The sequence below is a fragment of the Pseudomonas sp. GW821-FHT09A09 genome (assembly GCF_059418405.1).
The window spans coordinates 63,764-88,993 of sequence record NZ_JBWKPU010000012.1 but is presented as its reverse complement, the minus strand read 5'-3'; the positions used below and the strand labels follow the sequence as shown (position 1 = coordinate 88,993).

General features: G+C 61.4%; 25 protein-coding genes. 8 read left to right on the top strand and 17 right to left on the bottom strand.

Features of this window, described 5'->3' with window-relative positions; genetic code table 11:
• Positions 1–2: 2 nt before the first annotated feature.
• The 7 genes from gcvH to arcD (AC07OV_RS12965) form a co-directional block, all read right to left on the bottom strand.
• A complete protein-coding gene (gene gcvH, locus AC07OV_RS12995) occupies positions 3–386 on the bottom strand; it encodes a glycine cleavage system protein GcvH (protein ID WP_494997153.1) in 384 nt (127 codons plus the stop codon).
• A gap of 457 nt (positions 387–843) precedes the next feature.
• Entirely contained in the window at positions 844–2,355 is a 1,512-nt protein-coding gene (gcsR, locus tag AC07OV_RS12990; RefSeq protein ID WP_176994289.1) for a transcriptional regulator GcsR, read from the bottom strand.
• 186 nt (positions 2,356–2,541) lie between these two features.
• A complete protein-coding gene (locus AC07OV_RS12985; protein ID WP_176994288.1) occupies positions 2,542–2,904 on the bottom strand; it encodes a DUF5064 family protein in 363 nt (120 codons plus the stop codon).
• 18 nt (positions 2,905–2,922) lie between these two features.
• Positions 2,923–3,852 carry a carbamate kinase gene (gene arcC / locus AC07OV_RS12980; protein WP_176994287.1) on the bottom strand — a complete coding sequence of 310 codons (930 nt, stop codon included), beginning with the start codon at positions 3,850–3,852 and terminating at the stop codon, positions 2,923–2,925.
• 197 nt (positions 3,853–4,049) lie between these two features.
• Entirely contained in the window at positions 4,050–5,060 is a 1,011-nt protein-coding gene (locus AC07OV_RS12975) for an ornithine carbamoyltransferase (RefSeq protein WP_176994286.1), read from the bottom strand.
• 68 nt (positions 5,061–5,128) lie between these two features.
• Entirely contained in the window at positions 5,129–6,385 is a 1,257-nt protein-coding gene (gene arcA, locus AC07OV_RS12970; protein WP_176994285.1) for an arginine deiminase, read from the bottom strand.
• A 24-nt stretch (positions 6,386–6,409) separates the two neighbouring features.
• On the bottom strand, positions 6,410–7,837 hold the full coding sequence (gene arcD, locus AC07OV_RS12965; protein WP_494997155.1) for an arginine-ornithine antiporter: 1,428 nt from the start codon (positions 7,835–7,837) through the stop codon (positions 6,410–6,412).
• Positions 7,838–8,285: 448 nt separating this feature from the next.
• Here arcD (AC07OV_RS12965) and arcD (AC07OV_RS12960) point away from each other — a divergent pair, with 448 nt between their 5' ends.
• Together arcD (AC07OV_RS12960) and AC07OV_RS12955 are read left to right on the top strand one after the other, a co-directional pair.
• Positions 8,286–9,713 carry an arginine-ornithine antiporter gene (arcD, locus tag AC07OV_RS12960; protein WP_494997156.1) on the top strand — a complete coding sequence of 476 codons (1,428 nt, stop codon included), beginning with the start codon at positions 8,286–8,288 and terminating at the stop codon, positions 9,711–9,713.
• The gene (locus AC07OV_RS12955; protein ID WP_495092360.1) at positions 9,710–10,573 is read left to right on the top strand and encodes a DNA-3-methyladenine glycosylase family protein; all 864 of its coding nucleotides are present in this window, start codon (positions 9,710–9,712) and stop codon (positions 10,571–10,573) included. Before arcD (AC07OV_RS12960) ends, AC07OV_RS12955 begins: the two co-directional genes overlap by 4 nt.
• Before the next feature lie 97 nt (positions 10,574–10,670).
• Here AC07OV_RS12955 and AC07OV_RS12950 read toward each other — a convergent pair whose 3' ends face one another.
• The 7 genes from AC07OV_RS12950 to AC07OV_RS12920 form a co-directional block, all read right to left on the bottom strand.
• Positions 10,671–12,020, bottom strand: coding sequence for a CoA transferase (locus AC07OV_RS12950; RefSeq protein WP_494997158.1), 1,350 nt, complete (start codon positions 12,018–12,020; stop codon positions 10,671–10,673).
• A 40-nt stretch (positions 12,021–12,060) separates the two neighbouring features.
• Positions 12,061–13,404, bottom strand: coding sequence for a sensor histidine kinase (locus AC07OV_RS12945; RefSeq protein ID WP_494997159.1), 1,344 nt, complete (start codon positions 13,402–13,404; stop codon positions 12,061–12,063).
• Positions 13,405–13,470: 66 nt separating this feature from the next.
• Positions 13,471–13,935, bottom strand: a complete 465-nt coding sequence (locus AC07OV_RS12940) for an LTXXQ domain protein (protein WP_176994279.1) — start codon at positions 13,933–13,935, stop codon at positions 13,471–13,473.
• 252 nt (positions 13,936–14,187) lie between these two features.
• Positions 14,188–14,865 (bottom strand): response regulator transcription factor, encoded by a 678-nt coding sequence (locus AC07OV_RS12935; RefSeq protein WP_176994278.1) that lies wholly within the window; start codon positions 14,863–14,865, stop codon positions 14,188–14,190.
• Positions 14,866–14,872: 7 nt separating this feature from the next.
• Complete coding sequence (locus tag AC07OV_RS12930; protein ID WP_176994277.1) at positions 14,873–15,280, bottom strand: SH3 domain-containing protein; 408 nt, start codon at positions 15,278–15,280, stop codon at positions 14,873–14,875.
• Positions 15,281–15,386: 106 nt separating this feature from the next.
• On the bottom strand, positions 15,387–15,686 hold the full coding sequence (locus AC07OV_RS12925) for a YciI family protein (RefSeq protein ID WP_495092359.1): 300 nt from the start codon (positions 15,684–15,686) through the stop codon (positions 15,387–15,389).
• Between the two features lies 1 nt (position 15,687).
• Entirely contained in the window at positions 15,688–16,284 is a 597-nt protein-coding gene (locus tag AC07OV_RS12920; protein WP_495092358.1) for a septation protein A, read from the bottom strand.
• An 87-nt stretch (positions 16,285–16,371) separates the two neighbouring features.
• Here AC07OV_RS12920 and AC07OV_RS12915 point away from each other — a divergent pair, with 87 nt between their 5' ends.
• From AC07OV_RS12915 to rluB, 5 genes are all read left to right on the top strand, one after another.
• Positions 16,372–17,235: a PHP domain-containing protein gene (locus AC07OV_RS12915; protein WP_495092357.1), complete on the top strand. Its 864-nt coding sequence runs from the start codon at positions 16,372–16,374 to the stop codon at positions 17,233–17,235.
• A 13-nt stretch (positions 17,236–17,248) separates the two neighbouring features.
• Positions 17,249–17,878 carry an L-threonylcarbamoyladenylate synthase gene (locus tag AC07OV_RS12910; protein ID WP_176994410.1) on the top strand — a complete coding sequence of 210 codons (630 nt, stop codon included), beginning with the start codon at positions 17,249–17,251 and terminating at the stop codon, positions 17,876–17,878.
• The gene (locus AC07OV_RS12905) at positions 17,879–18,697 is read left to right on the top strand and encodes a segregation and condensation protein A (protein ID WP_065887637.1); all 819 of its coding nucleotides are present in this window, start codon (positions 17,879–17,881) and stop codon (positions 18,695–18,697) included. It abuts the gene before it with no gap.
• A gap of 12 nt (positions 18,698–18,709) precedes the next feature.
• A complete protein-coding gene (gene scpB / locus AC07OV_RS12900; RefSeq protein WP_495092356.1) occupies positions 18,710–19,636 on the top strand; it encodes an SMC-Scp complex subunit ScpB in 927 nt (308 codons plus the stop codon).
• Between the two features lie 283 nt (positions 19,637–19,919).
• The gene (gene rluB / locus AC07OV_RS12895; protein ID WP_495092355.1) at positions 19,920–21,131 is read left to right on the top strand and encodes a 23S rRNA pseudouridine(2605) synthase RluB; all 1,212 of its coding nucleotides are present in this window, start codon (positions 19,920–19,922) and stop codon (positions 21,129–21,131) included.
• A gap of 181 nt (positions 21,132–21,312) precedes the next feature.
• On the opposite strand, the gene AC07OV_RS12890 is transcribed toward rluB, so the two are convergent.
• Positions 21,313–22,272 carry a CgnE/CgnB domain-containing protein gene (locus tag AC07OV_RS12890; protein WP_495092354.1) on the bottom strand — a complete coding sequence of 320 codons (960 nt, stop codon included), beginning with the start codon at positions 22,270–22,272 and terminating at the stop codon, positions 21,313–21,315.
• Positions 22,273–22,344: 72 nt separating this feature from the next.
• Positions 22,345–22,482: a hypothetical protein gene (locus AC07OV_RS12885; protein WP_003175756.1), complete on the bottom strand. Its 138-nt coding sequence runs from the start codon at positions 22,480–22,482 to the stop codon at positions 22,345–22,347.
• Between the two features lie 639 nt (positions 22,483–23,121).
• On the opposite strand from AC07OV_RS12885, the gene AC07OV_RS12880 reads away from it, so the two are divergent.
• Entirely contained in the window at positions 23,122–24,543 is a 1,422-nt protein-coding gene (locus AC07OV_RS12880) for an amino acid permease (RefSeq protein ID WP_495092353.1), read from the top strand.
• Between the two features lie 59 nt (positions 24,544–24,602).
• On the opposite strand, the gene AC07OV_RS12875 is transcribed toward AC07OV_RS12880, so the two are convergent.
• Positions 24,603–25,229: an RloB family protein gene (locus AC07OV_RS12875; protein WP_495092352.1), complete on the bottom strand. Its 627-nt coding sequence runs from the start codon at positions 25,227–25,229 to the stop codon at positions 24,603–24,605.
• Position 25,230: the final 1 nt, after the last annotated feature.

Sequence of the window (25,230 nt, the reverse complement as noted above, 5' to 3'; positions counted from 1 at the left end):
TCCTAGGCTTCAGCGTTGGCTTTGATCAGGCGGTCGTACGCGTCCTGATCCAACAGTTTAGCTACCGCCCCGGCATCGGCCGGTTTAAAGCGGAAGAACCAGCCTTCGCCCATCGGGTCTTCGTTGACCAGTTCCGGGCTGTCGCTGAGTGCGTCGTTCACTTGCAGCACTTCACCGGCCAGGGGCATGTACACGCCGCTGGCGGCCTTGACCGATTCCACGGTGGAGGCTTCGGCGCCTTTCTCGTAGGCCTGCAACTCCGGCAGTTGCACGAAAACCACATCACCCAGCGCGTTCTGCGCGAAAGCGGTGATACCCACGGTGACGCTGCCGTCAGCTTCGGCGCGCAGCCATTCGTGATCTTCAGTGAAACGCAACTCGCTCATGGAAACTCCTCGGGGCCAGATTCGTCTGGTGGACGGGATTGGAATAATGGGGAGTTGCTTAGCAAAATCGCGGCCAAGGTTATTAAATCGTTACAAAACAATAACTTAGAGAAATTGGTTATAGCGTTATGCGGTTTGGCTGTAGCGATTTCGCTACACTCAGGCGCAAGAAAAAAAGCCTATGTGGATCAAAGCCTTGCATGGCGCGCAAAAAACAGGGTTGTAGCGATATCGTTACGCTGTAGCGCTTTCAGTACAGCCGATGTCGTTCTCAGACCAAAATCTGGAAGGCACGCCTGGCATTTGGAAGGCATGCCTGAAATTTGGAATGCATGACTGAAATTTGGAATGCACCCTTTGTAGGAGCCCGGCTTGCCGGCGATGGCGCCCGTGAGATCGCCATCGCCGGCAAGCCGGGCTCCTACAATGTGATCGCGTGCATTTTGATCGTGCGTATTCAGGGTTTGCTGGCGGGAATGCCGTACTTGCGCAGGCGATGGGCAATCGCCGTGTGGGAGGTCTGCAAGCGGCTGGCCAGTTGGCGGGTGGAGGGGTAGCTGGTGTAGAGGGTTTCCAGTAGGTTGCGCTCGAAGTCTTCCACGGCTTGTTCCAGGCTGTCGATTTCGCCGTCGCTCTGGCGTGCCACCGAGGTGCCGGCAATGTCCAGGTCGCCGATGTCCACCAGGCTGCTTTCGCAAATGGCGGCGGCGCGGAAGATCACGTTCTGCAACTGACGCACGTTGCCCGGCCAACGGTTGCCCAGCAGTGCCGGGTACGTGCCGGGCGCGAGGCGGCACACCGGGCGCTGGATCTGCGCGCAGGCCTGCTGCATGAAGTAGCGCGCCAGCAGCAGAATGTCCTGGCCGCGTGCGCGCAGGGGCGGCACTTCGACGTTGAGCACGTTGAGGCGGTAGAACAGGTCTTCGCGAAAGGTGCCTTCGCTGACCATCTTTTCCAGGTCGCGGTGGGTGGCGCTGAGGATGCGCACATTGACCTTCACTTCACGGTCGCCCCCCACACGACGGAAGCTGCCGTCATTGAGAAAGCGCAGCAGCTTGGCCTGCAGGTACGGCGACATTTCGCCGATCTCATCAAGGAACACCGTGCCCTGGTTGGCCAGCTCCATCAGCCCCGGCTTGCCGCCCCGTTGCGCGCCGGTAAAGGCACCGGGCGCATAACCGAACAGTTCGCTTTCGGCGAGGTTTTCCGGCAACGCCGCGCAGTTCAGCGCCAGGAACGGCGCACTGTGCCGCGCACTGATGGCGTGGCAGGCGCGGGCCACCAGCTCCTTGCCGGTGCCGGTTTCACCCTGGATCAACAGCGGCGCATCCAGCGCGGCCACCCGCTGCGCCCGCGCCTTGAGGGTGCGGATCACCGGGGACTCGCCCAGCAGCGCGTCAAACCCTTCGGCATGGTCGTGGTGCAACGCTGACAGCTGTTCGCCGATGCGGTTGGGTTGATACAGGGTCAGCAGTGCGCCGGCGTCGGTGATCGGCGTGGCATCCAGCAGCAGGGTCTGGCCGTTGACGCTGATCTCGCGCAGGGGCAGGCGAAAACCGTGTTCGAGCAAGGTGTCGAGCAGCGCCGGGTCGTTGAACAGGTCGCTGATACTTTCGCCGGCCGGTTCACGCCCGTACAGCGCGATCAGGGCCGGGTTGGCCAGCAGGATCTTGCCCGCGCTGTCCAGGGCCAGTACCGGGTCGGTCATGGCGGCCAGCAGGGCGTCGAGTTGCAGGTGACGGCGCTGGCCGGGAAGGATGTCCACCACGGTCACGGCCTGCACACCGTGCACGCTGAACAGCGCGTCACGCAGTTCTTCGAGTACGTCGGCGCTCAGGGTTGGCGCATCGATGTAGACGTTGGGCGGCACCATCTCCACCGCATCCAGGTTGAGATTGCGCCCACCGAGCAGGGCCAGGACTTCCTGGGTAATGCCGACGCGGTCGATGAAGCTGACGTGGATACGCATGGGGTGGCGTTTGGTTCTGGGAAGCGGGAGGTGGCCAGTATGCCTGACAGGCGATGCAGATCAAAAAATGTGGGAGCTGGCTTGCCTGCGATAGCGGACTGACAGTCACTATTTTCAGTGACTGATCCACCGCCATCGCAGGCAAGCCAGCTCCCACAGGGGATCGCCGGTGTCAGTGAAATCGGGTTACTCCAGGTGTTCGGGTTTGATCGGATCGCCGGGTTTTACATCCAGCTGATGCCGCACATCCTCGAACATCAGGTCGTACTGCTTGTGCATCGCCCCATTGAGCACGGCGATCTTCGGCATGCCGTACTTCTGCGCGATGTTCATCGCATGCCGGGCAAAGTCGAACGCCTGGTCCTTGGGTAGGAAAAACTCTTCCTTGAGGTCTTTGCCCTGGACCGAGCCATGCAGTTTGAACAGCATCCCCTTGCCTTCCTTGGGATCCTGGCTGACTTCATAGTCGATGCACAGGTTGTAGCTATAGTCCTGGGCGTTGAGCGCATGACGTTCGACGTGCAAGTGACCCGGTTCAAAGGTGGCCATAGGCGTTTCTCCTCTACTTCACAGGTAGGTGATGCCAGGTTTTGCCGTGCTGATGCGCGTGCCGGCGCTGCCCTGGACAATCGCTTCGATGTCCGAGAGTGAACCGATGACGGCGGTTTTTCCAGTCTGGCGGGCGAACTCGCAGGCGGCTTGCACCTTGGGCCCCATGGAGCCGGCGGCGAAGCCGAGTTTTTCCATTTCGTCCGGGTGGGCCTGGCCGATGGCTTTTTGAGTGGGCTTGCCGTAGTCGATAAAGGCCGCGTTGACGTCGGTGGCGATCACCAGCAAATCGGCCTTCAACTGCCCGGCCAGCAACGAGGAGCAGAGGTCTTTGTCGATCACCGCTTCAATGCCTTTGAGCTTGCCGTCCTCGCCGTACATCGTCGGGATACCCCCGCCGCCGGCGCAGATCACGATGCTGCCTTTTTCCAGCAACCAGGTGATCGGGCGGATTTCAAAGATGCGTTTGGGCCGTGGGCTGGCGACCACGCGACGGTACTTGTCGCCGTCCGGCGCAATCGCCCAGCCTTTTTCAGCGGCGAGTTTTTCTGCTTCGGCCTTGGAATACACCGGGCCGATGGGCTTGGTCGGGTTCTTGAAGGCCGGGTCCTTGGCGTCCACTTCCACCTGGGTGAGCAGGGTGGCGAACGGCACCTCGAAGTCCAGCAGGTTGCCCAGTTCCTGTTCGATGATGTAGCCGATCATGCCTTCGGTTTCGGCACCGAGCACGTCCAGCGGGTACGGCGAGACCTGGGTGTAGGCCGCCGCCTGCAACGACAGCAGGCCGACTTGCGGGCCATTGCCGTGGGCGATCACCAGTTCGTTGCCGGGGTGGATCTTGGCGATCTGTTCGGTGGCGATCCGGATGTTGGCGCGTTGGTTGTCCGCCGTCATGGGTTCACCACGGCGGAGCAGGGCGTTACCGCCCAGTGCTACGACGATACGCATAGCGAATGTCCTTCTAAAAATTCTGATGAAGGAGCACGGTCAATGTGGGAGCCGGGCTTTTTGTGGGAGCCGGGCTTGCCCGCGATGGCATCACCTCGGTCTACCTGAACGACCGAGTTGCCTGCATCGCAGGCAAGCCAGCTCCCACAAAAGCCAGATCTCACACCAGCCGGCTCCCACATTGACGGTGTCGTGCCTTAAAGGTCAGCCAGGGTCGACACCAAAATCGCCTTGATGGTGTGCATGCGGTTTTCCGCTTGCTCGAAGGCGATGCAGGCTGGCGATTCGAACACGTCGTCCGTCACTTCAATGCCATTGGCCAGGTGCGGGTACTGCTCGGCAATCTGCTTGCCCACCTTGGTGTCGCTGTTGTGGAACGCCGGTAGGCAGTGCATGAACTTGGTGCGTGGGTTGCCAGTGGCTTTCATCAGCTCGGCGTTCACCTGGTACGGCAGCAGCTGCTCGATACGCTCGGCCCAGGCTTCCACCGGCTCGCCCATCGATACCCACACGTCGGTGTGGATGAAGTCCACACCCTTCACCGCCGCTTTCGGGTCTTCGGTGAGGGTGATGCGTGCGCCGCTTTCTTCTGCGTATTTCTTGCAGCGACCCACCAGGTCATCGTGGGGCCACAGGGCTTTTGGCGCGCAGATGCGCACGTCCATGCCGAGCTTGGCGCCCACCAGCAGCAGCGAGTTGCCCATGTTGTTGCGCGCGTCGCCGAGGTACGCGTAGCTGATCTCGTGGATCGGCTTGTCGGCGTGTTCGCGCATGGTCAGCACGTCGGCGATCATCTGGGTGGGGTGGTACTCATCGGTCAGGCCGTTGAACACCGGCACGCCGGCGAACTTGGCCAACTCCTCGACGATCTCCTGCTTGAAGCCACGGTACTCGATGGCGTCGTACATGCGCCCGAGCACGCGGGCGGTGTCCTTCATGCTTTCCTTGTGGCCGATCTGCGAGGAATTCGGGTCGATGTAGGTGACATTGGCGCCCTGGTCATAGGCCGCCACCTCGAAGGCACACCGGGTGCGAGTGGAGGTTTTTTCGAAGATCAGCGCGATGTTATTGCCCTTGAGGTGTTGCTGTTCGGTGCCGGTGTACTTGGCGCGCTTGAGGTCGCGGGACAGGTCCAGCAGGTAGCGCAGCTCGCGTGGGGTGTGGTGTTCCAGGCTGAGCAGGTTACGGTTGTGAATGTTGAACGCCATGATGATTCTCCCAGGATTCGGTGATCTGCCTGGCCGGTGCCTTATGGGCGCCGGCCAGGGATGCTTGCTTAGTAGTCGATAGGGTCGCGGATGATCGGGCAGGTCATGCAGTGGCCGCCGCCACGGCCACGGCCCAGTTCACCGGCGCTGATGGTGATGACTTCCACCCCGGCCTTGCGCAGCAGGGTGTTGGTGTAGGTGTTGCGGTCGTAGCCGATGACCACGCCTGGCTCCACGGCCACCACGTTGTTGCCGTCGTCCCACTGCTCGCGTTCGGCGGCGAAGCTGTTGCCACCGGTTTCCACCACGCGCAGGGCCTTGAGGCCGAGGGCGGCGGCCACGGTGTCGAGGAAGTTGGTTTTCTCCCGTTGGATATCGATGCCGTGGGGCTTGCTCTCGTCAGGGCGCAGGGTGAACGGGACGATCTGGCTGACCACTTCGGGGAAGACGGTGACCAGGTCGCGGTCGCAGAAGCTGAACACGGTGTCCAGGTGCATCGCCGCGCGGGATTTCGGCAGGCCGGCCACGATGACTTTTTCCACCGCCTTGTTCTTGAACAGGTTGCGCGCCAGCTGGCCGATCGCCTGGTGGGACGAGCGCTCGCCCATGCCGATCAGGACCACGCCGTTGCCGATGGGCATCACGTCGCCGCCTTCGAGGGTGGAGGCGCCGTGTTCCTGGTCGGGGTCGCCGTACCAGATCTGGAAGTCGGCGTTGGTGAACTCGGGGTGGAACTTGTAGATGGCGGTGGTCAGCAAGGTCTCTTGGCGTCGCGCCGGCCAGTACATCGGGTTGAGCGTCACGCCGCCGTAGATCCAGCAGGTGGTGTCACGGGTGAACTGGGTGTTGGGCAGCGGTGGCAGGATGAAGCTCGAGTGGCCGAGGAAATCGCGGAACATCTCGATGGCCTTGCCACCGAAGGTGCTCGGCAGGTCATCGGCCGACACGCCACCGATCAAATACTCGGCGGTCTTGCGCGGTTCCAGGCTGCGCAGCCAGGAGCCGACCTCATTGACCAGGCCCAGGCCAACCGTATTGGCGGTGATCTTGCGCTCCAGGATCCAGTCCAGCGCTTCGGGGATGGCGACGATGTCGGTGAGCAGGTTGTGCATTTCCAGCACATCAATATCCCGCTCGCGCATCTTGGTCACGAAGTCGAAGTGGTCGCGCTTGGCCTGGGCCACCCACAGCACGTCATCGAACAGCAGTTCATCGCAGTTGTTGGGGGTCAGCCGCTGGTGGGCCAAACCTGGGGAGCACACCATGACTTTGCGCAGTTTGCCGGCTTCGGAATGTACGCCGTACTTCACTTTTTCCGTGGTCATTACAGATCCTCCAGTTATCAACAATTACAGCGTCAGGAAGCCGTCGTAGAGCCCATAGGCCGCCACCAGGGCGCCAATGACCACTGCGGCGAAAATCAGCTTCTCGACGTTGGTGAAAATCGGTTTGCCCAGTTCCCGCTTGGCCTTGGCGAACAGGATCGCGCCGGGGGCGTAGAGCAGGGCAGAGAGCAGCAGGTATTTGGTGCCGCCGGCGTAGAGCAGCCAGATCGCGTACACCAGCGCGATGGCGCCGATGAACAGGTCTTTCTTGCGCTCGGCCAACGCGGTTTCGTAGGTCTCGCCGCGCACCGCCAGCAGCAGCGCGTAGGCCGCCGACCACAGGTAAGGCACCAGGATCATTGAGGTGGCGAGGTAGATCAGCGACAGGTAGGTGCTGGCCGAAAACAGCGTGATCACCAGGAACAGCTGCACCATCGCGTTGGTCAGCCACAGGGCATTGACCGGTACGTGGTTGGCGTTTTCCTTGCGCAAGAACTCCGGCATGGTGTGGTCCTTGGCGGCGGCGAACATGATCTCCGCACACAGCAGCACCCACGACAGCAGCGCCCCCAGCAGCGAGATGATCAAGCCAACGCTGATCAGCACCGCGCCCCAGTGGCCCACCACATGCTCCAGCACGGCGGCCATCGATGGGTTCTGCAGCTTGGCCAGTTCCGGTTGGGTCATGATCCCCAGGGACAGCACGTTCACCAGCATCAGGAACAGCAGCACGGTGATAAAGCCGATCACGGTGGCCTTGCCCACGTCGGAGCGTTTTTCCGCACGGGACGAGAAGATGCTCGCGCCTTCGATGCCGATGAACACCCACACGGTGACCAGCATCATGTTGCGCACCTGGTTCATCACGCTGCCCAGGTCCGGGTTTTTCACGCCCCAGATGTCAGCGGTGAAGATGTCCAGCTTGAACGCGAACAGGGCGATCAACACGAACAGCACCAGCGGCACCACCTTGGCGACGGTGGTCACCAGGTTGATGAACGCCGCTTCCTTGATCCCGCGTAATACCAAAAAGTGCACGGCCCACAGCAACACCGAGGCGCCGATCACGGCCGCTGGCGTGTTGCCTTCGCCGAAGATAGGGAAGAAGTAACCGAGGGTGCTGAACAGCAACACGAAGTAACCGACGTTGCCCAGCCAGGCGCTGATCCAGTAACCCCAGGCGGACGAGAAACCCATGTAGTCGCCGAAGCCGGCCTTGGCGTAGGCGTAGACGCCGCCGTCGAGGTCGGGTTTGCGGTTGGCGAGGGTCTGGAACACAAATGCGAGGGTCAGCATGCCGATGGCGGTGATGACCCAACCGATCAAAACGGCGCCGACGTCGGCGCTGGCGGCCATGTTCTGCGGCAGTGAGAAGATCCCCCCGCCGATCATCGAGCCCACGACAAGTGCAACGAGCGCACCAAGCCTTAGTTTTCCGGGAGTTTCAGACATTGCGTGACTCCAATGCAGGAGAAGAGAGAACACAGAATAATTCTGTGCGCTATTCAAACAGCTGACTCAGATCACTTCATTGGCACATTCCATTGTGAATTAATGACTTAGGCTGAAAGTTCGGGGGCGATAGAAGTCCTCGGGAAGGCTTGTTCCAGAGCCTTGCGCCCGTTGTGGTTAATCATTTAGTCAGGGGTGTGGACGTTTGAAGCTAGTCTGTTTTCCTGAATGTGCAAACTTTTCTCATTGACAGTGTGGCGCAGCTCGCGAACGCCGAAGTTCAAGCGGTATTTAAATTCTAAATAAGCCTAAACTTGAATAATTGACATGCCATTACGTTATGAGCCTGCCTGTTTTATCGCGGTCTCTAATAAACGCTACACTCGCTGAGTTAATTAGTTGAGTGCACAGTTGTCAGCTCAAACAATTATTTTATTCAGGAGTTTTCATGTCCCAACCGGCCCAGAAACTTCGACTTGGCGCCCTGATTGCCCTGGTGGTGGGCTCGATGATTGGCGGCGGGATTTTCTCGTTGCCGCAGAACATGGCGGCCCGTGCTGAGGTGGGGGCCGTGTTGATCGGCTGGGCGATCACCGCCGTCGGCATGCTGACCCTGGCGTTTGTGTTCCAGACCCTGGCCAATCGCAAACCCGAGTTGGACTCGGGTGTGTATGCCTACGCCAAGGCCGGTTTTGGCGACTACATGGGGTTTTCATCGGCCTGGGGGTATTGGATCAGTGCGTGGATGGGCAACGTCGGTTACTTCGTGTTGCTATTTAGTACCCTCGGCTACTTTTTCCCGGTGTTCGGCCAGGGCAACACGCCCATCGCCATCGCGTGTGCGTCGTTGTTGCTGTGGGCCGTGCATTTTCTGGTGATGCGCGGGATCAAGGAGGCGGCGTTCATCAACCAAGTGACCACCGTGGCGAAGATCGTGCCGTTGCTGATGTTTATCGTGATTGCTGCCGTGGCGTTCAAAGCCGATATCTTCACCCGCGATATCTGGGGCCTGGGCAACCCGAGCATGGGCAGCGTGGTGGACCAGGTGCGTCACATGATGCTGGTCACCGTGTTTGTGTTTATTGGCATTGAGGGCGCCAGCGTGTATTCGGCCCGCGCCGAAAAGCGTTCGGACGTGGGGCGCGCCACGGTGATCGGGTTTCTAGGCGTGCTTGCGCTATTGGTGCTGGTGAATGTGCTGTCCCTGGGGATTATGAGCCAGCCGGAACTGGCGCAATTGCAAAACCCGTCGTTGGCCGGTGTGCTGGAGCATATCGTCGGCCCTTGGGGCGCGATGGCGATCAGCGTCGGCCTGGCGGTTTCGTTGCTCGGTGCCTTGCTGTCCTGGGCGCTGCTCTGTGCGGAAATCCTCTACGCCACCGCCCATGACAAGACCATGCCGGCGTTCTTGAAGAAGGAAAATGCCAACCAGGTGCCGGTCAATGCCTTGTGGCTGACCAATGTGATGATCCAGCTGTTCCTGGTGATTACGCTGTTTTCCCAAAGCACCTACACCACGCTGATCTACCTGGCGTCCTCGATGATTCTGGTGCCGTACCTGTGGTCGGCGGCCTATGCGGTACTGTTGAGCGGGCGCGGTGAAACCTATGAAGGTGCCCAGCGGCGGCGCATGAAGGACTTGCTCGTCGGTCTGATCGCCCTCGGCTACGCCGTGTGGCTGTTGTATGCCGGCGGCTTGAAATACCTGCTGCTGTCGGCGCTGCTGTACGCGCCGGGGGTGATCCTGTTTGCACTGGCCAAGCGTGAGCAGGGCCAGCCCTTGTTCACGGCCATGGAAAAAGGCATTTTCAGCTGCGTGATCGCTGGCGCGGGGCTGGCGGCGTATGGGTTGTACAGCGGGGTGCTGTCGTTGTGAGACTGGCGTATCAATCGCCCTACGATTGGGCGGCGATGGTGGGTTTTTTGTCGGTGCGGGCGATCAGCGGGTTGGAGACCGTCGAGGCCGGCGTGTACCGGCGCAGTATCAGTGTGAACGGGCAACCTGGCCTGATCAGCGTGGCGCCGGGGGCGGGGGATTGGTTGGACGTCGACGTTGATTTTCCAACCCGGTCGGCCTTGCCCGAGATCGAGCGGCGATTGCGCACGATGTTCGACCTGGACGCCCAGCCGCGACTGATCAACCCGCAATTGGCGAAGGACCCGCTGATGGCGCAATTGGTTGCCGCGCGCCCCGGTTTGCGGGTGCCTGGCACCTGGGATGGCCTGGAGCTGGCCATTCGTGCCGTGCTGGGCCAGCAGATCACGGTGGTCGCGGCGATCCGCCTGGCGGGCAAGTTGGTGGCGCAATACGGTACGCCGCTGGAGACGCCCTGCGCTGGCATCACCCATGTGTTCCCGTCAGCCGAGGTGTTGGCGGCGGCGGACCTGGCCACATTGGGCATGCCCAAGGCCCGTGGTCGCACCTTGTCCGGTGTGGCCCAGGCGCTGTTGGATGACCCTGAACTGTTTGAACCCAAGGCCAGCCTCAAGGAAGGCGTGGCGCGCTTGGTCGCGTTGCCCGGGATTGGCGATTGGACGGCGCAGTACATCGCCATGCGCCAGATGCGTGAAGCCGATGCGTTTGCGTCGGGGGATATTGGCTTGATCAATGCGCTGGCGGCGCTGGAAGGCGGGCCGGTGTCGGCGCGGCAGTTATTGGCGCGTGCCGAGGCGTGGCGGCCGCGTCGGGCGTATGCCGCGCAGCATTTGTGGACGTCGTTGAGCCGGGGGGATTGAGGGTGGCCGTGAGGGCCTCATCGCCGGCAAGCCGGCTCCTACAATTGGAATGCGATCACCTGTAGGAGCCGGCTTGCCGGCGATAGCGGCTTTCAGGTCACCACTGCGCCCGATGCGACCCCAATTCCCCTGCCGGCAAATCCCACTGCAACGGCGTGCCGCTGATGGTCAACGGCGCCAATAAACGATGGGCAGGGCCCCAACTGGTTTGCTCTACGACCAACCCCTGATCACTCGGCTCCTCGGCCCGCAACGCCGGCTGCTCCGGCACCTGCCCAGCCTCCACCAACAAGGTCGCCGTGCGCGCCAACGACAACCGCGCCGAACCACCACGCCCCGACTTCAACCGCTCGCTCAACGCCTGAATCGCAGCGGCCGCCATCAGATAGCCGGTGGCGTGATCCAGCGCCTGCAGCGGCAAAGGCACCGGTTTGTCCGCCTGTTTCCAGGCCATGCCCGCGTCGGCGATCCCGCTGCTCATCTGCACCAGGCTGTCGAAGCCACGACGGTTGCGCCATGGGCCGCTCCAACCGTAGGCGTTGAGGCTCACGTCGATCAGGCCGGGCGCAATCTGTTGCAACGCGTTGGCGGTGTAGCCCAGTTGCTCCAGGGCATCGGCGCGGTAACCGTGGAACAGGATGTCGGTCTCTTTAAGCAAGTTTTCAAAGACCTGCCGGCCTTCGGCGCTCTTGAGGTCCAGGCGGGCGCAGCGTTTGCCCAGGGTCATTTCCGGCACGACGCCGGGTTCGTTCCAGGAGGGCGAATCGATGCGCAGCACATCGGCGCCCAAGCCTGCGAGGAAACGACTGGCCACCGGGCCGGCCAATACGCGAGTCAGGTCCAGCACCTTGAGGCCGGCCAAGGGGCGCGCCACGCTGCCGAGCCAGGGTTTGTCGGTGGTGGTTTCATAGGTGTGGCGCTGCACCAGCGCTTCGGCATTTACCGCCAGCCCTTGCGGGTGGGCCTGCCAGGCTTGCCAGCTGCGCATCTGCGCGGCGCAACCGCCTGCATCGACGATCGCCTGTTCCAGTTCGGCCGCGTTCCAGTGAGCCACTTTGCTCGCCATCTCGGTACGGTCGGCGACGTTGCCCAGTACGCGTTCGGCCGCGGCGCGGTGGTGGGGCGCGTTGGTGTGTAAACGGATCCAACCGTCGGCGCAGGCGTAATCACCGGCCACCGGGTCCCACAGGGGCGGCACTTGCCAGCCGACCGGGCGAATCGAGGAAGAAAACCAGAACGACGCCAGGCGGCGGTCCACGGTGACACTGGGCAAGCGCCCGGTCTGTTGCTCGATCAACCGGGCAACGGCCTGGCCGGCGGCGCCGATACTGGCGCTGGCCAGGTCGGTCACGGCGAAGGTCGAGGGCAGGGCGCCCGCTTCGGTAAAGGTCAGCGGTGTAGGGGGTAGAGCGAGTGCGGCTTGGATGGGGGTCAGCAGGTCAGTCATCAAAGGCCCTCCGTAAGAGAAGGGCCACTATAGAAGATCCTCAGGGCGGTGTGGCAACCCCCGGTTCCAACGGCAGGTCGATGCTGGCAATGAAACCGCCCTGCGGATGGTTGGCCAGGATCAGGCTGCCGCCATGGCGTTCCGCTGCGCGGCGCGCAATCGCCAGGCCCAGCCCGTGGCCTTGGGAGGCCTGGCCGGGGGCACGGAAAAACGGCTCGCCCAATTGGCTCAGGTGTTCATCCTCAACGCCGGGGCCGTGGTCGCGCACGCTGATCAGAATGCGTTCGCCCAGGTGCTGGGCGCTCAATTCGATGGGCTGGCCTTGCGGGTTGAAGCGCTGGGCATTGCGCAGCAGGTTGTCCACGGCACGTTCGATCATGGTCGGCCAGCCTTTGAGGTGCAGGTCGGGTTCGGCGCTCAGTTGCACCACCTGGTCGGGCGCGCCCAATTGCGCGTCCTTTTGCAAGGCCTTGAGCAGTGGGGTGAGGTCGACTTCTTCGGCGCCGGCGTTGTCGGCATCGACGCGGGCCAGTACCAGGATCTCGCTGATCAGTGCTTCCAGGCGGTCGCATTCACGGGTCAGGCGGGGCCAGAGTTTTTCCCGTTCTTCGGGGCTGGCGCGTTCGGCCAGGGCCAGGGCGATGCGCAGGCGTGCCAGCGGCGAGCGCAGCTCGTGGGACACGTCCCGCAATAGTTGGCGCTGGCTGCCGATCAGGCTTTGCAGGCGCGCGCCCATGCGGTTGAAATCGGTGGCCAATACGCCGAACTCATCGCGCCGGTTGGCCAGTCGCGCCAGGCTGTTTTGCTGGTAGGTGGTCTGGCCGAGGTCATGCACCGCGCCACGCAAGCGGCTGAGCGGGCGGGTAATGGACAGCGTCACCAGCAGGCTGAACAGGGTCAGCACCACCAGGGCGATCGCCAGCGCGCTCAAGGGCCACGCCAGGCTGCTGCGGTGCCAGGCATCCAGTTCCGGGTGGGGAATGCGGTAGATCAGCAGGTAGGTGTCGCCGGTTTTTTCACTGGTGTATTCGGCGGTCAGGCGGCGCCAGGGCAGGTGGCCGTCCTGGCTGTCGTTTTGCCGGGCTTCGAAGGCGGCGGCACGGCGCGGGAAGGTGCCACGCACCACCGGGTCGCCGCTTTCATTCAGCACTTGTACGTCGATGTGGTACTGGCGTTTGCGCTGTTGCAGCAATTCCTGGGCGGCATCTTCGCCCTGGGTTTCATAGAGCTGCGTCCACTCCTGCGCCAGGTTGTTAAGGCCAGGGTGACGGCTGAGAATCCAGGCGTCCTGGTTGAGCATGTGCCCAAGCAGAATCGACAACCCGGCAACCAGGGCGATGGCCAGCCAGAAGCTGGCCAGGATACGCCAGAACAATGAACGCACAGGAAACCCTCAAACAGGAAAAGCCCAGTGGCGGTGACCACTGGGCTGGAGCGTGACGCTAAGCCATTATTGCGCTTTTTGCGGTTGTTGCGCTTTCCAGGCCTGGAATTCCTTCCACTCGGCACGGCGCTCGGCTTGCTTCTTGACGATCTCGTCGAACTTCTTCTGCTGATCAGGCTTGAGCACGGCGCGGATGTCGGCCTGGGTTTTCTGCTTGCCGGCTGCGATCTCGTCCTGCATGGCTTTCTGGTCAGCGGCCGGGAGTTTGTCCAGGTACTTTTTGACCAGGTCTTTGCGAGCGTGCCATTGGTCGCCCATCAGCTTGCCGATCTGCTGGCGCTGTTCCTTGGTCAGGTCCAGCTGGCTGAAGGGGCCGCCTTTGCCACGCGGACCGTGTTCACCGCCGTGGCCCGGGCCACCCATCATGTGGCCTTCGGGGCCGCCCATCGGGCCTGGGCCGTCAGGCAGTGCCGCCATGGCAACGGTGGGCAGGGCAGCGGCGAACATCAAAGCGATAAGGGTCTTGCGCATGGTGATTCTCCTGTCTCTATTCCGGTGAGTCCGGATGTGAGTAGATTAAGGAGATAGAGGTCAGCGGCGGTCAGGTGTGGGTAAAGCTTGGGTAAAGAGGGTTTTGGTGCGAACTGACAAAACTATTAAGAGCGCTGGGTATATTCCTTGTGGGAGCTGGCTTGCCTGCGATGCAGACGACTCGGTCTCACAGACGGACCGAGTTGATCCCATCGCAGGCAAGCCAGCTCCCACAGAGGATTAGTGCAGCGCTTATAGGCTGTAGTAGTAGCCCCGACTACGCAACGCCACGATACGTGGGCGGCCGTCCGGGTGCGGGCCGATCTTCTTGCGCAGGTTGCTCACGTGCATGTCCAGGCTGCGATCGTAAAGGGTCAGCTTGCGGCCCAAGGCGATCTGCGCCAGTTCCTGCTTGTCCAGCGGCTCACCCGGCTGGCGCAACAAGGCTTCCAGCAGGCGGCTTTCGGAAACGGTGAGGGGGAATTCCTGTTCATCGATCGTGACCACGCCACGCACCGGGCTGAAGCACAGGTCGCCCAGTTCCAGCTGGGTGGACACGGCGGCCGGGTGGCTGCGGCGCAACACGGCGCGCAGGCGGGCCGTGAGTTCGCGCGGGTCGCAGGGCTTGGCCAGGTAATCATCGGCGCCCAGCTCCAGGCCGAGGATGCGGTCCAGCGGTTCGCCCCGGGCCGAGAGCATCAGCACCGGCAATTCCGGGTGGTCGTTGCGCAATTGCTTGAGCAGCTCAAGGCCGCTGCCGTCGGGCAGCATCACGTCGAGCACCACCGCGGCCGGCGCGCTGTCGGCCAGGGCTTTGCGCGCGCTCAAGCCGTCGTGGCAGGCACGCACCTGGAAACCTTCCTGGCTCAACCAACTGGTCAGTAGCTCACAGAGCTCCTGGTCATCATCTATCAGTAACAGCTCGCTCATGACTCACTCAATTTAGCCATTGTCGACGGCGACGGTGCCCACCGCTGGCGAAGATCCCGCACAGCAAGGCGATCAGTGCGACGGCCCCACCGGTGACAAACCACTGTTGTTGCTCGGTCAGCCAGCGGGTCAAGGCGCCGCCCTGTGCTTCTTTGAGTTGCTGGACCAGGCGTTGGTTCTCCTGGCGCAAGCGACTCAGTTGGGCGCTTTCGCGAGCAGCGTCTGCGTTTTGCAATTGTTTGCTCAGTTCTTCGCGCAGCCGCTCGCTTTCTTTCAAACGTTGCTGCAAATCGGTGATCTGGCTGCCGGCACTCAAGGACAGGGGCGTGGAACTGCCGGTGTTCGAGGTTTCTTCAGCGTGGGCCGTGGCCCCGATCATTAACACTGCCAACAGACACAACTGACTTAAGCGCATCGGAACTCCTGATTCCACACGAATATTCAGAACGTTGTCGGCAGGTTACCGAGAATGATGAGCCATCAGGCGTTTGCCGAACCGAATAGGTTCGGCGCCGCTGTTATCAAGGCAGGACTTGCTTGAACGGCTTGATCACGACGTCGGCGTAAACGCCTGCCGCGACGTAGGGGTCAGCCTTGGCCCAGGCCTGGGCGTCAGCCAGGGAAGCGAACTCGGCAACCACCAGGCTGCCGGTAAAACCTGCTGCACCCGGGTCATTGCTGTCGACAGCCGGGTGTGGGCCCGCCAGTACGAGGCGGCCTTCGGCCTGCAATACGTTCAGGCGCTCCAGGTGGGCCGGGCGAACGCCCAGGCGTTTTTCCAGCGAGTTGGCGACGTCGGTGGCAATGATGGCGTAGAGCATGTCAGTCCTCGGTTTTTGGCGTGGTAGGGTCGGTGTCATGCAGGTGGCGCGACAGGTAGATACCCTGGCCGATCAGGAACAATACGGTCATGCCCAGGCTGCCGAAGACCTTGAAGTCGACCCAGTAGCTCTGGAAAGTGAACGCCACGAACAGGTTGGCAGCGCCGCAGAACAGGAAAAACACGATCCAGGCCACGTTCAGGCGTGTCCAGACCGGCTCCGGCAGGGTCAGTGCGTGGCCCATGATCCGCTTGATCAGCAGGCGGTCACCGATGAAGTGGCTGCCGATGAAGGCCAGGGCGAACAGCCAGTTCACCACCGGGGCTTTCCACTTGAGGAAGGTTTCGCTGTGGAAGGCCAGGGTCAGGCTGCCGAAGACCAGGCAGGCGACCAGGGTCAGCCATTGGCTTTTTTCCAGCTTGCGCTGGGAGATGAAGAGGGCGCCGTAGACCACGACAGAGCTGATGATGAGTACGGCGGTGGCGCTGTAGATGCCTCCGACGGTCAGCTCATGGCCGGCGAGATCGATGACCCGGGGGGCGAGTTTATAAACGATGAAAAACAACAACAGCGGGATGAAGTCGATGAATTGTTTCACAGTAGGAGCCAGAAGCTGGATGTGGCGGCATAATAACAAACATCCTTGGTAGCGAAAGCGCCAGCTGACTTGAGGTTACATATCCCCGTGAATGTTGATTTGCACTGCCACAGCACGGCCTCCGACGGCGCCCTGGCGCCCGCGGTACTGGTTGCGCGTGCGTTTGAAAAAGGCGTGCGAGTCCTGGCGTTGACCGACCACGACACCCTCGAAGGCTTGGACGAAGCCCGTGAAGCCGCCCATTCATTGGGCATGCGACTGGTCAACGGCGTGGAGTTGTCCTGCACCTGGGGCGGCGCCACCATTCATGTGCTGGGCTACGGCTTCGACCAAAAGGCCCCGCCGTTGGTGCAGGCCATCGCCAATTTGCACGATGGCCGCTGGCTGCGGTCCGAAGAAATAAGCCGAAAACTCAGCCTCAAAGGCATGCCCAATGCCCTCGACGGCGCTCGCGCCATCCAGCAGGAGCTGGGGGACAGCGGCAACGCACCGGCCCGGCCGCACTTTGCCGACTGGATGGTGCGTGAAGGTTTTGTTAAAGACCGTGCCGAAGCCTTCCGCAAATGGCTGGGCGCCGGCAAGTTGGGGGATGTGAAGCAACACTGGCCGACCCTGGAAGACACCGTCGAGACCCTGCGGGCCTCCGGGGCCTGGGTCAGCCTGGCACATCCCTGGCATTACGATTTCACCCGCAGCAAGCGCCGCAAGCTGATTGCCGACTATATTGGAGCGGGCGGCCACGCGATCGAGGTGGTCAACGGGCACCAGCCCGCCGAACAGGTGGGCAGCCTGGCGATTCTTGCCCGCGAATTTGGTCTGCTGGTCAGCGCCGGCAGTGATTTTCATGGCCCAGGCGGCTGGTCCGAGATCGGCGAATACCGCCCCGTCCCGGAAGACCTGCCGCTCTTGTGGGGGCGATTCAAGCATGACCCCATTATTGCCACCGTCTGAACAGGTAGAACACGTGAGTCAATTCTTCCAGATTCATCCGGAAAACCCTCAGGCGCGCCTGATCAAACAAGCCGTGGAGATCATCCGTGCCGGTGGCGTGGTGATCTACCCCACGGACTCGTCCTACGCCATTGGTTGCCAGATCGGCGACAAGGGCGCGGTCGAGCGTGTCAGACGCCTGCGTCAGCTGGACGACAAGCACAACTTCGCGCTGATCTGCAGCGACCTGTCCCAGCTCGGCCTGTTCGCCAAGGTCGACACCGGCACCTTCCGCCTGCTCAAGGCCCACACGCCGGGGCCCTACACCTTTATTCTCAACGCCACCCGTGAAGTGCCGCGCCTGTTGCTGCACCCCAAGAAGCGCACCATCGGCCTGCGCGTGCCCGAGCACCCGATTGCCCTGGCGCTGCTGGCGGAGCTGGGTGAGCCGCTGATGAGCGTGTCGCTGATCATGCCCGGCGAGACCGAGCCGCTTTACGACCCGTACGAAATGCGTTCACTGCTGGAAAAACAGGTGGACCTGATCATCGACGGCGGCTACGGCGGCAACAAGGCGTCCACCGTGATCAACCTGGCCGACGGCGAACCCGAAGTGATCCGCGTGGGTTGCGGCGACCCGGCTCCGTTCATGGTCGAGGCCTGAATGTCGGTGGTGGAAACGGTTGACCCCCAGGCCGGCGCCCAGCAGGAACTGCCATTTGCCATGGTCTATGGCCAGGCGGTCATGGAAATGCCGCTGGACCTGTACATCCCGCCGGATGCCCTGGAAGTCTTCCTTGAAGCCTTCGAAGGCCCGCTGGACTTGCTGCTGTACCTGATCCGCAAACAGAACATCAACATCCTCGACATCCCGGTGGCGGAAATCACCCGCCAGTACATGGGCTATGTCGAGTTGATGCAGTCGGTGCGCCTGGAACTGGCCGCCGAGTACCTGGTGATGGCCGCCATGCTTGCCGAGATCAAGTCGCGCATGTTGCTGCCGCGTTCGGAGACGGTGGAAGCCGAAGAAGACGACCCGCGTGCCGAACTGATCCGCCGCCTGCAGGAGTACGAACGCTTCAAGGCCGCCGCCGAAGGCATCGACGGCTTGAGCCGCGTGGGCCGTGACGTGGTGGTGCCCAAACTCGACGCCCCCGAGGCCCGCGCGCGCAAGCTGCTGCCGGACGTGAGCCTGGAAGAACTGCTGATGTCCATGGCCGAGGTGCTGCGCCGTGGCGACATGTTTGAAAGCCACCAGGTGAGCCGCGAGGCGCTGTCGACCCGTGAGCGCATGAGCGACGTGCTGGAACGCCTCAAGGGCGGCGGGTTTGTGCCGTTTGTCGAGCTGTTTACTGCGGAAGAGGGGCGCCTGGGGGTGGTGGTGACCTTTATGGCGATCCTCGAACTGGTCAAGGAATCCTTGGTCGAGCTGGTCCAGAATGAGCCTTTTGCGGCTATCCACGTGCGGGCGCGAGCCGAATAAAGAGCTGAATCGATGAATCTGACTGAACCCCGCGAACTGGCCCCGTTGCTGGAGGCCTTTCTACTGGCCTCGGGCAAACCGCAATCGTTGGAGCGCCTGTTCGAACTCTTTGAAGAAGCCGAGCGCCCTGAGCCGCCGGTGTTCAAGAAGGCGCTGGAGATCCTGCGCAAGTCCTGCGAGGGCCGTGCCTTTGAGCTGCGCGAAGTGGCGTCGGGTTATCGCCTGCAGATCCGTGAGAAGTTTTCGCCGTGGGTCGGCCGCTTGTGGGAAGAACGCCCGCAGCGTTATTCGCGGGCGATGCTGGAGACCATGGCACTGATCGCCTATCGCCAGCCGATCACTCGGGGTGAGATCGAGGACGTGCGGGGCGTGGCGGTCAACAGCCATATCGTCAAGACGCTGCTGGAGCGCGAGTGGATCCGCATCGTCGGCTACCGCGACGTGCCCGGCAAACCGGCGATGTTCGCCACCACCAAGGTGTTTCTCGACCACTTCAACCTGAAGAACCTCGACGATTTGCCGCCGCTCGCCGAACTGCGCGAGATGGAAGCCGAGCCGGTACTCGACTTCGACGATGCGCCGGTGCCCCAGGGCCTGCAGGAACTGGCCGATGCCAGCGCCGAGCCGGAAGAGCCGAAGGATGAAACCAGTTTCCACACCTTGCTGCTGGAACTGGACGACATGGAGCAGGGCATCAAGACCGACTTCGACGATTTGCTGCGTGACGGGGCTGCCGAGCCGCAAACCCAGGAACACAGTGAGCCCGAGGCCGAGCCTGAGCCCGAACCCGAGGAGGACATCCTCGGCGTCGCCGAAGCCCGCGAAAAGCTCCTGGCCGCCGTCGCCGCCCTCGAACAGCCGCCCCTGAGCGACGAAGAAGACGAAGCCCGCGCCCTGGCCGAAGCCATCGAAGCCGAGCGTCGGCAGTTCGAAGACTGACACCCTCTGCCAAACACCACCGTCCCCTGTAGGAGCCGGCTTGCCGGCGATAGCGCCCGAATAGACACTGCCTGCCTCAAGGCAGCCATCGCCGGCAAGCCGGCTCCTACAGGGCCATCTGTCGGCGCACAGCAGGTGACTTAACCTTTATCGACTAGTCTCTGATGCGCAACGCGCGCCATACGCGTATGATTCGCGACCCTTTGCCGACACCGTCGGCCAAAGCCCCGCTTTCAACACTCTTCAGGCCACGCCTGAATCGACCCACCGGGAGGTGCTTAAGATGAACGACAAAGACCAGAACGACAGCCAGGAAATCGGCCCAGCAGGCGAAAAACTGCAAAAGGTGCTGGCGCGTATCGGCGTGGGCTCGCGCCGCGACGTCGAAGCCTGGATCACCCAGAAGCGCATCAAGGTCAACGGCGTCGAGGCTACCCTCGGCCAGCGCGTCGACCTGCACGATGCAATCACCATTGATGGCAAGGTCATCAAGCGTGAAGAGGCCGCCGAATCGGTGCGCCGCGTGATCATGTACAACAAGCCGGACGGCGAGATCTGCACCCGTGACGACCCGGAAGGCCGTCCGACCGTGTTCGACAAGATGCCCAAGCCCAAAGAAGGCCGCTGGATCAACATCGGTCGCCTGGACATCAACACCACCGGCTTGCTGATGTTCACCACCGACGGTGAGTTGGCCAACCGCCTGATGCACCCGTCGTACGAGATGGACCGCGAATACGCCGTGCGCGTACGTGGCGAAGTTGACGACGAGATGATCGAGCGCTTGAAAGCGGGTGTTGTCCTCGAAGACGGCCCGGCCAAGTTCACCGACATCAAGCAGGCGCCAGGTGGTGAAGGCTTCAACCACTGGTACCACTGCGTGGTGATGGAAGGCCGTAACCGCGAAGTACGTCGCCTGTGGGAATCCCAGGGCTTGGTGGTCAGCCGCCTGAAGCGCGTGCGTTTCGGCCCGGTGTTCCTGAACTCCGACCTGCCGATGGGCCGCTGGCGCGAAATGAGCCAGTACGAAGTTGACATCCTCAGCGCCGAAATGGGCCTGACACCGGTGGCGATGCCGCAGATGAACGCCAAGAGCAAAGACAAGCTTGAGCGTATGCAGCGTAAATCGTCGCGCCCTGTGGCCCGTACCGAGCGCGTGGCCCGTACCCTGCGCCCAGCGTTGAATGCACCGGCCACTGGCGGTCGCATTTCCCGTGAGCCGCAGATCGAAGGCGAGCGTCGCCCAACTGCGCCGTCCCGCCAGGAAGGTGAGCGTGCGCCACGTGCACCGCGCCCAGCGCCGGCCGGTGGTCGCAGCAACCGCGGTGAAAGCGATCGCCCGGCTGACAACGCCAGCACCAAGCGTCCAGCCAAGCCAGCGGCGAACAAGCGCCCTGGCCCGAAACTGGTGGCGGACGAGCCGTCGGGCAAACGCCGCGGCGCCCCGGCCGGTTCGGGCCAGCGTCCTGGTTTCGGTCGCAAGAAACCGCAGTGATGTTTTAAGCGCTGCACAAAAACGCCAACCCTAGGGTTGGCGTTTTTTTTGGATCGAATTCATGACCAACGCCAATCCTTGTAGGAGCCCGGCTTGCCGGCGATGGCGTCCTGAAGCCGGGTGCAAGACTTGCTGGCGCCATCGCCGGCAAGCCGGCTCCTACGTGGGTCAGCGGTGTGTTCTAGAAGGCAAAGGTGCCGTCGAAGACGGGCTTGTCATCCAACGCCAACACCCCGCTGGCAAAGATCAAGTCCAGATGATGGCTGCCTTTCTGCCCGCCGCCCAGGCCCAAGTGCAACCCGCAATGGCGCTCCTCGAACCCGGCATTGCGTGCGTACAAATCCTTCACGCCTTCATTGGTGCCAATCCCCAATTCCTCCACACGCCGGTTCGAGGGGTTGGCGTTCAGGTACTTGTTGAAGTCATCCGCCAGCCCCGGCACGTCGCTGGCCACGCTGCAGATGGTCGAGTTCTCGATCCACAGTTCCAACGGTGACTGCAACACGCCGTATTTGCGCGCAAAGGGGATGGTGCTCAGAAACGTGCCGACAAACCGCACCTGGCCATTGATGGCCTCGCTGTGGGTGGCGATCTCGCCGGGGGCCAAGTCGTGGTTGCCGACGCCGTTGATATTGGTCCACTTCTTGATGCTGCTCATCGGCGCTTCCAGGCGCGAGCCGTGCTTGTCGGTAAAGCTCAGCACGTTGGCCTGGGACATGCGCCGGATCAGCGTGGCGTTGAGGTCGGCGATACGCTGCGGTTCGACGCTGAAGGTGTCGTAGAAATAGTCGCCGTAGTCCTTGAACAGCAGGGATTTCTTCCAGTACTCGGCCATCACGCCTTGCAGGGCGCGGATAAAGTCCGGGCCTTCGGCGCGTGGGTTGGGCAGGGTGGAAGAGTCGTAGAGAAACAGGTACAGGTCACAGGCTTCGATGGCCTGGGCCAGGCTGTCGCTGGCGACCAGGTCCAGGCGCTGCACCTGGAAGTTGAAACGGGCGGCGCTGCCGTGGGTGATCGCCTGGGCGATGGCGTCATAGCGCTCGGTATGGCCCAGCAGCACGGTCGGCCGGTTCAGGCCGCTGAGGGCCGGGTGGTGGGCCAGGTAGTAGAGGAAGTGTTCGACGGCGCGGGCCTTGTCCATGACGGGTGTCCTTCTGTGCCTTGGGTAAGGAGGCAGATGCCGTGCACAGCACCTGCCAGTGCCTGCCGGGTATTAGAACGGCCACATCGCGGTGCCGAACGGCACGACGGCGTCGGCTTGCATCATTTCAACGGCGGCCTCATGGGTCGGCGCTTCAAACCAATCGTCGAGTTGCAGTTCGGTTTCCAGGTCGTTTTCCAGTGCTTGCATGGTGTTTCTCCTAGAGGACGTTGTTTGAGAACGGCTTGCCAGCGGGCTTCACTGGGCAAGTGGGAAGAACCTAGGAGAGAGTGTTTCGGAATGCAAAATATTTATTGACACGGTCTCATTTGGATTTTTTGTTCTGTTTTTGCGCCAGAAATATTTATTTAGAAAAAACAACGGACTGGCGAAGGTAATTTGGCGGAAATTTCCTACCGACATTTTTCTGGTTGTTGCCGGCTGTAACGCTTATTTTCCGTGCTGTAACGATTAATTTACGAAAAAATTGCCACATTCTTGAGGTCGGCGCCGCTGTAAGGAATGCCTGACAGATTGTCGCGTGCCCCTCCCGAGGGCCGCCCGAAGCTGTCGAGCGGTGTACAATGCGCCGCGTTTTACTGTGACCCCCCCTTGCGTACCCACGCAAAAGGCTAAGACCCAGGGTTTACCTACCCTGATCACTCCGCCTGGCCACGAGCCAGACGGGTTCGATTTCGTCACAGATAAAAACAAACAGGTGACGCATGACCCTTAGAAAGACGCTGTATTCCTGGTGCCTGCGCTGGGGTTTGAGCGGCGCTGCTTGAGTCGAGATTCAAGACAGCAACGTGCATTCAACATCATCAAACCTTGCGTGAGACCCTTTTCATGAGTGGACCCCATTCCTCTTCAGGCGAGCTGAAACGCGGCCTGAAAAATCGGCATATCCAGTTGATCGCCCTCGGTGGCGCCATCGGCACCGGCCTGTTCCTGGGCTCGGCCGGGGTGCTCAAATCCGCCGGCCCGTCGATGATCCTGGGCTATGCCATCTGCGGCTTCATCGCCTTCATGATTATGCGCCAGCTCGGCGAAATGATCGTCGAAGAGCCGGTCGCCGGTTCCTTCAGCCACTTTGCCCACAAGTACTGGGGCGGTTTCGCCGGCTTCTTGTCGGGCTGGAACTGCTGGATTCTGTACATCCTGGTGGGCATGTCGGAGCTGACCGCCGTCGGCAAGTACGTGCACTACTGGTGGCCCGAGATCCCGACCTGGGTCTCGGCCGCGGCGTTCTTCGTACTGATCAACCTGATCAACCTGGCCAACGTCAAAGTCTTCGGTGAAGCCGAATTCTGGTTTGCGATCATCAAGGTGGTCGCCATCGTCGGCATGATCGCCCTGGGCAGCTACCTGCTGGTCAGTGGCAGCGGCGGCCCGCAAGCCTCGGTGAGCAACCTGTGGGACCACGGCGGCTTCTTCCCCCACGGCGTCGGTGGGTTGGTGATGGCTATGGCGATCATCATGTTCTCCTTCGGTGGCCTGGAAATGCTCGGCTTCACCGCTGCCGAAGCAGACAAACCGCGCACCGTGATCCCAAAGGCGATCAACCAGGTGATCTACCGCATCCTGATCTTCTACATCGGCGCACTGGTGGTGCTGCTGTCGCTGACCCCTTGGGACAGCCTGCTGCAAACCCTCAACGCCTCCGGCGATGCCTACAGCGGCAGCCCGTTCGTGCAGGTGTTCTCGATGCTGGGCAGCAACACTGCCGCGCACATCCTCAACTTCGTGGTACTGACTGCGGCGTTGTCGGTGTACAACAGCGGCACCTACTGCAACAGCCGCATGCTGCTGGGCATGGCCGAGCAGGGCGATGCGCCACGGGCGTTGGCCAAGATCGACAAGCGCGGCGTGCCGGTACGTTCGATCCTTGCCTCGGCGGCCGTTACCCTGGTGGCGGTGCTGATGAACTACCTGATCCCGCAACATGCCCTGGAACTGCTGATGTCCCTGGTGGTGGCGACGTTGGTGATCAACTGGGCGATGATCAGCTTCTCCCACTTCAAGTTCCGCCAGCACATGAACCGCACCGGCCAGGTGCCGTTGTTCAAGGCGCTGTGGTACCCGTACGGCAACATCATTTGCCTGGCGTTCGTGGCGTTTATCCTGGTGATCATGCTGATGATCCCGGGGATCCAGGTGTCGGTGTACGCGATCCCGGTGTGGGTGGCGTTCATGGCGGTATGCTACTGGGTCAAGAACAAGCGTAAGGCGCAGGAGTTGTCGGGCGTTGCTGCTTCGGTAACCGAGTGATTCAGCTTGCCTTGAACGACAAACCCGACCTTGCGTCGGGTTTGTTTTTTGTAAGGGAGTTACAGTTTTTTAGGTTTCGAAATCGCTTCAAACTCATCGATCAACAGATGAATTTCGGTGCTTGGGTTTCTATCGTTGCTCTCTATCGCATCTTGCAGGCTTCGTGACGCATACTTGCGCGCGTTATTGAGCGGCTCGCCTACCAGCATCTTAAAGTAGCCCTTCAGGCCTGACTTGGCGTAGTTCTCCATTCCTCGCTTGGCTCGTAGATCTGCCCCGACTAGATCGCCTGCTGAATGTTTACCTGAACGAGAATACGGTTTTCGGGTGTAGCCGAAGTGCAACAGTAACCAGTATTCGAAGCAGGGATATGACGCGATGACTGTTATTTTATCGTGTTTTTCTGCAAGCCGAAGTGCGTCATCGAAGGATTCATGTGTATCCCTATCGATAGCGCAAAACACCTTGTCAAACTTTTTCTGCCGCTGCACGGCATGCTCGACGATCCCCATTGGATGAGTAACACCACAGTGAATGATTTCAAATTTCGCGTTGGAGCGAAAATGACTAGCGGCATCTTGTAGGTAGACCTTGCTCGACTGCAGGTCTTCACAGATGATTAGAATCGTTGCTTGTTGATGAAATCGGGAATCCGGTCTATTGAATGAGTCCGCTGTGCGCGCCATA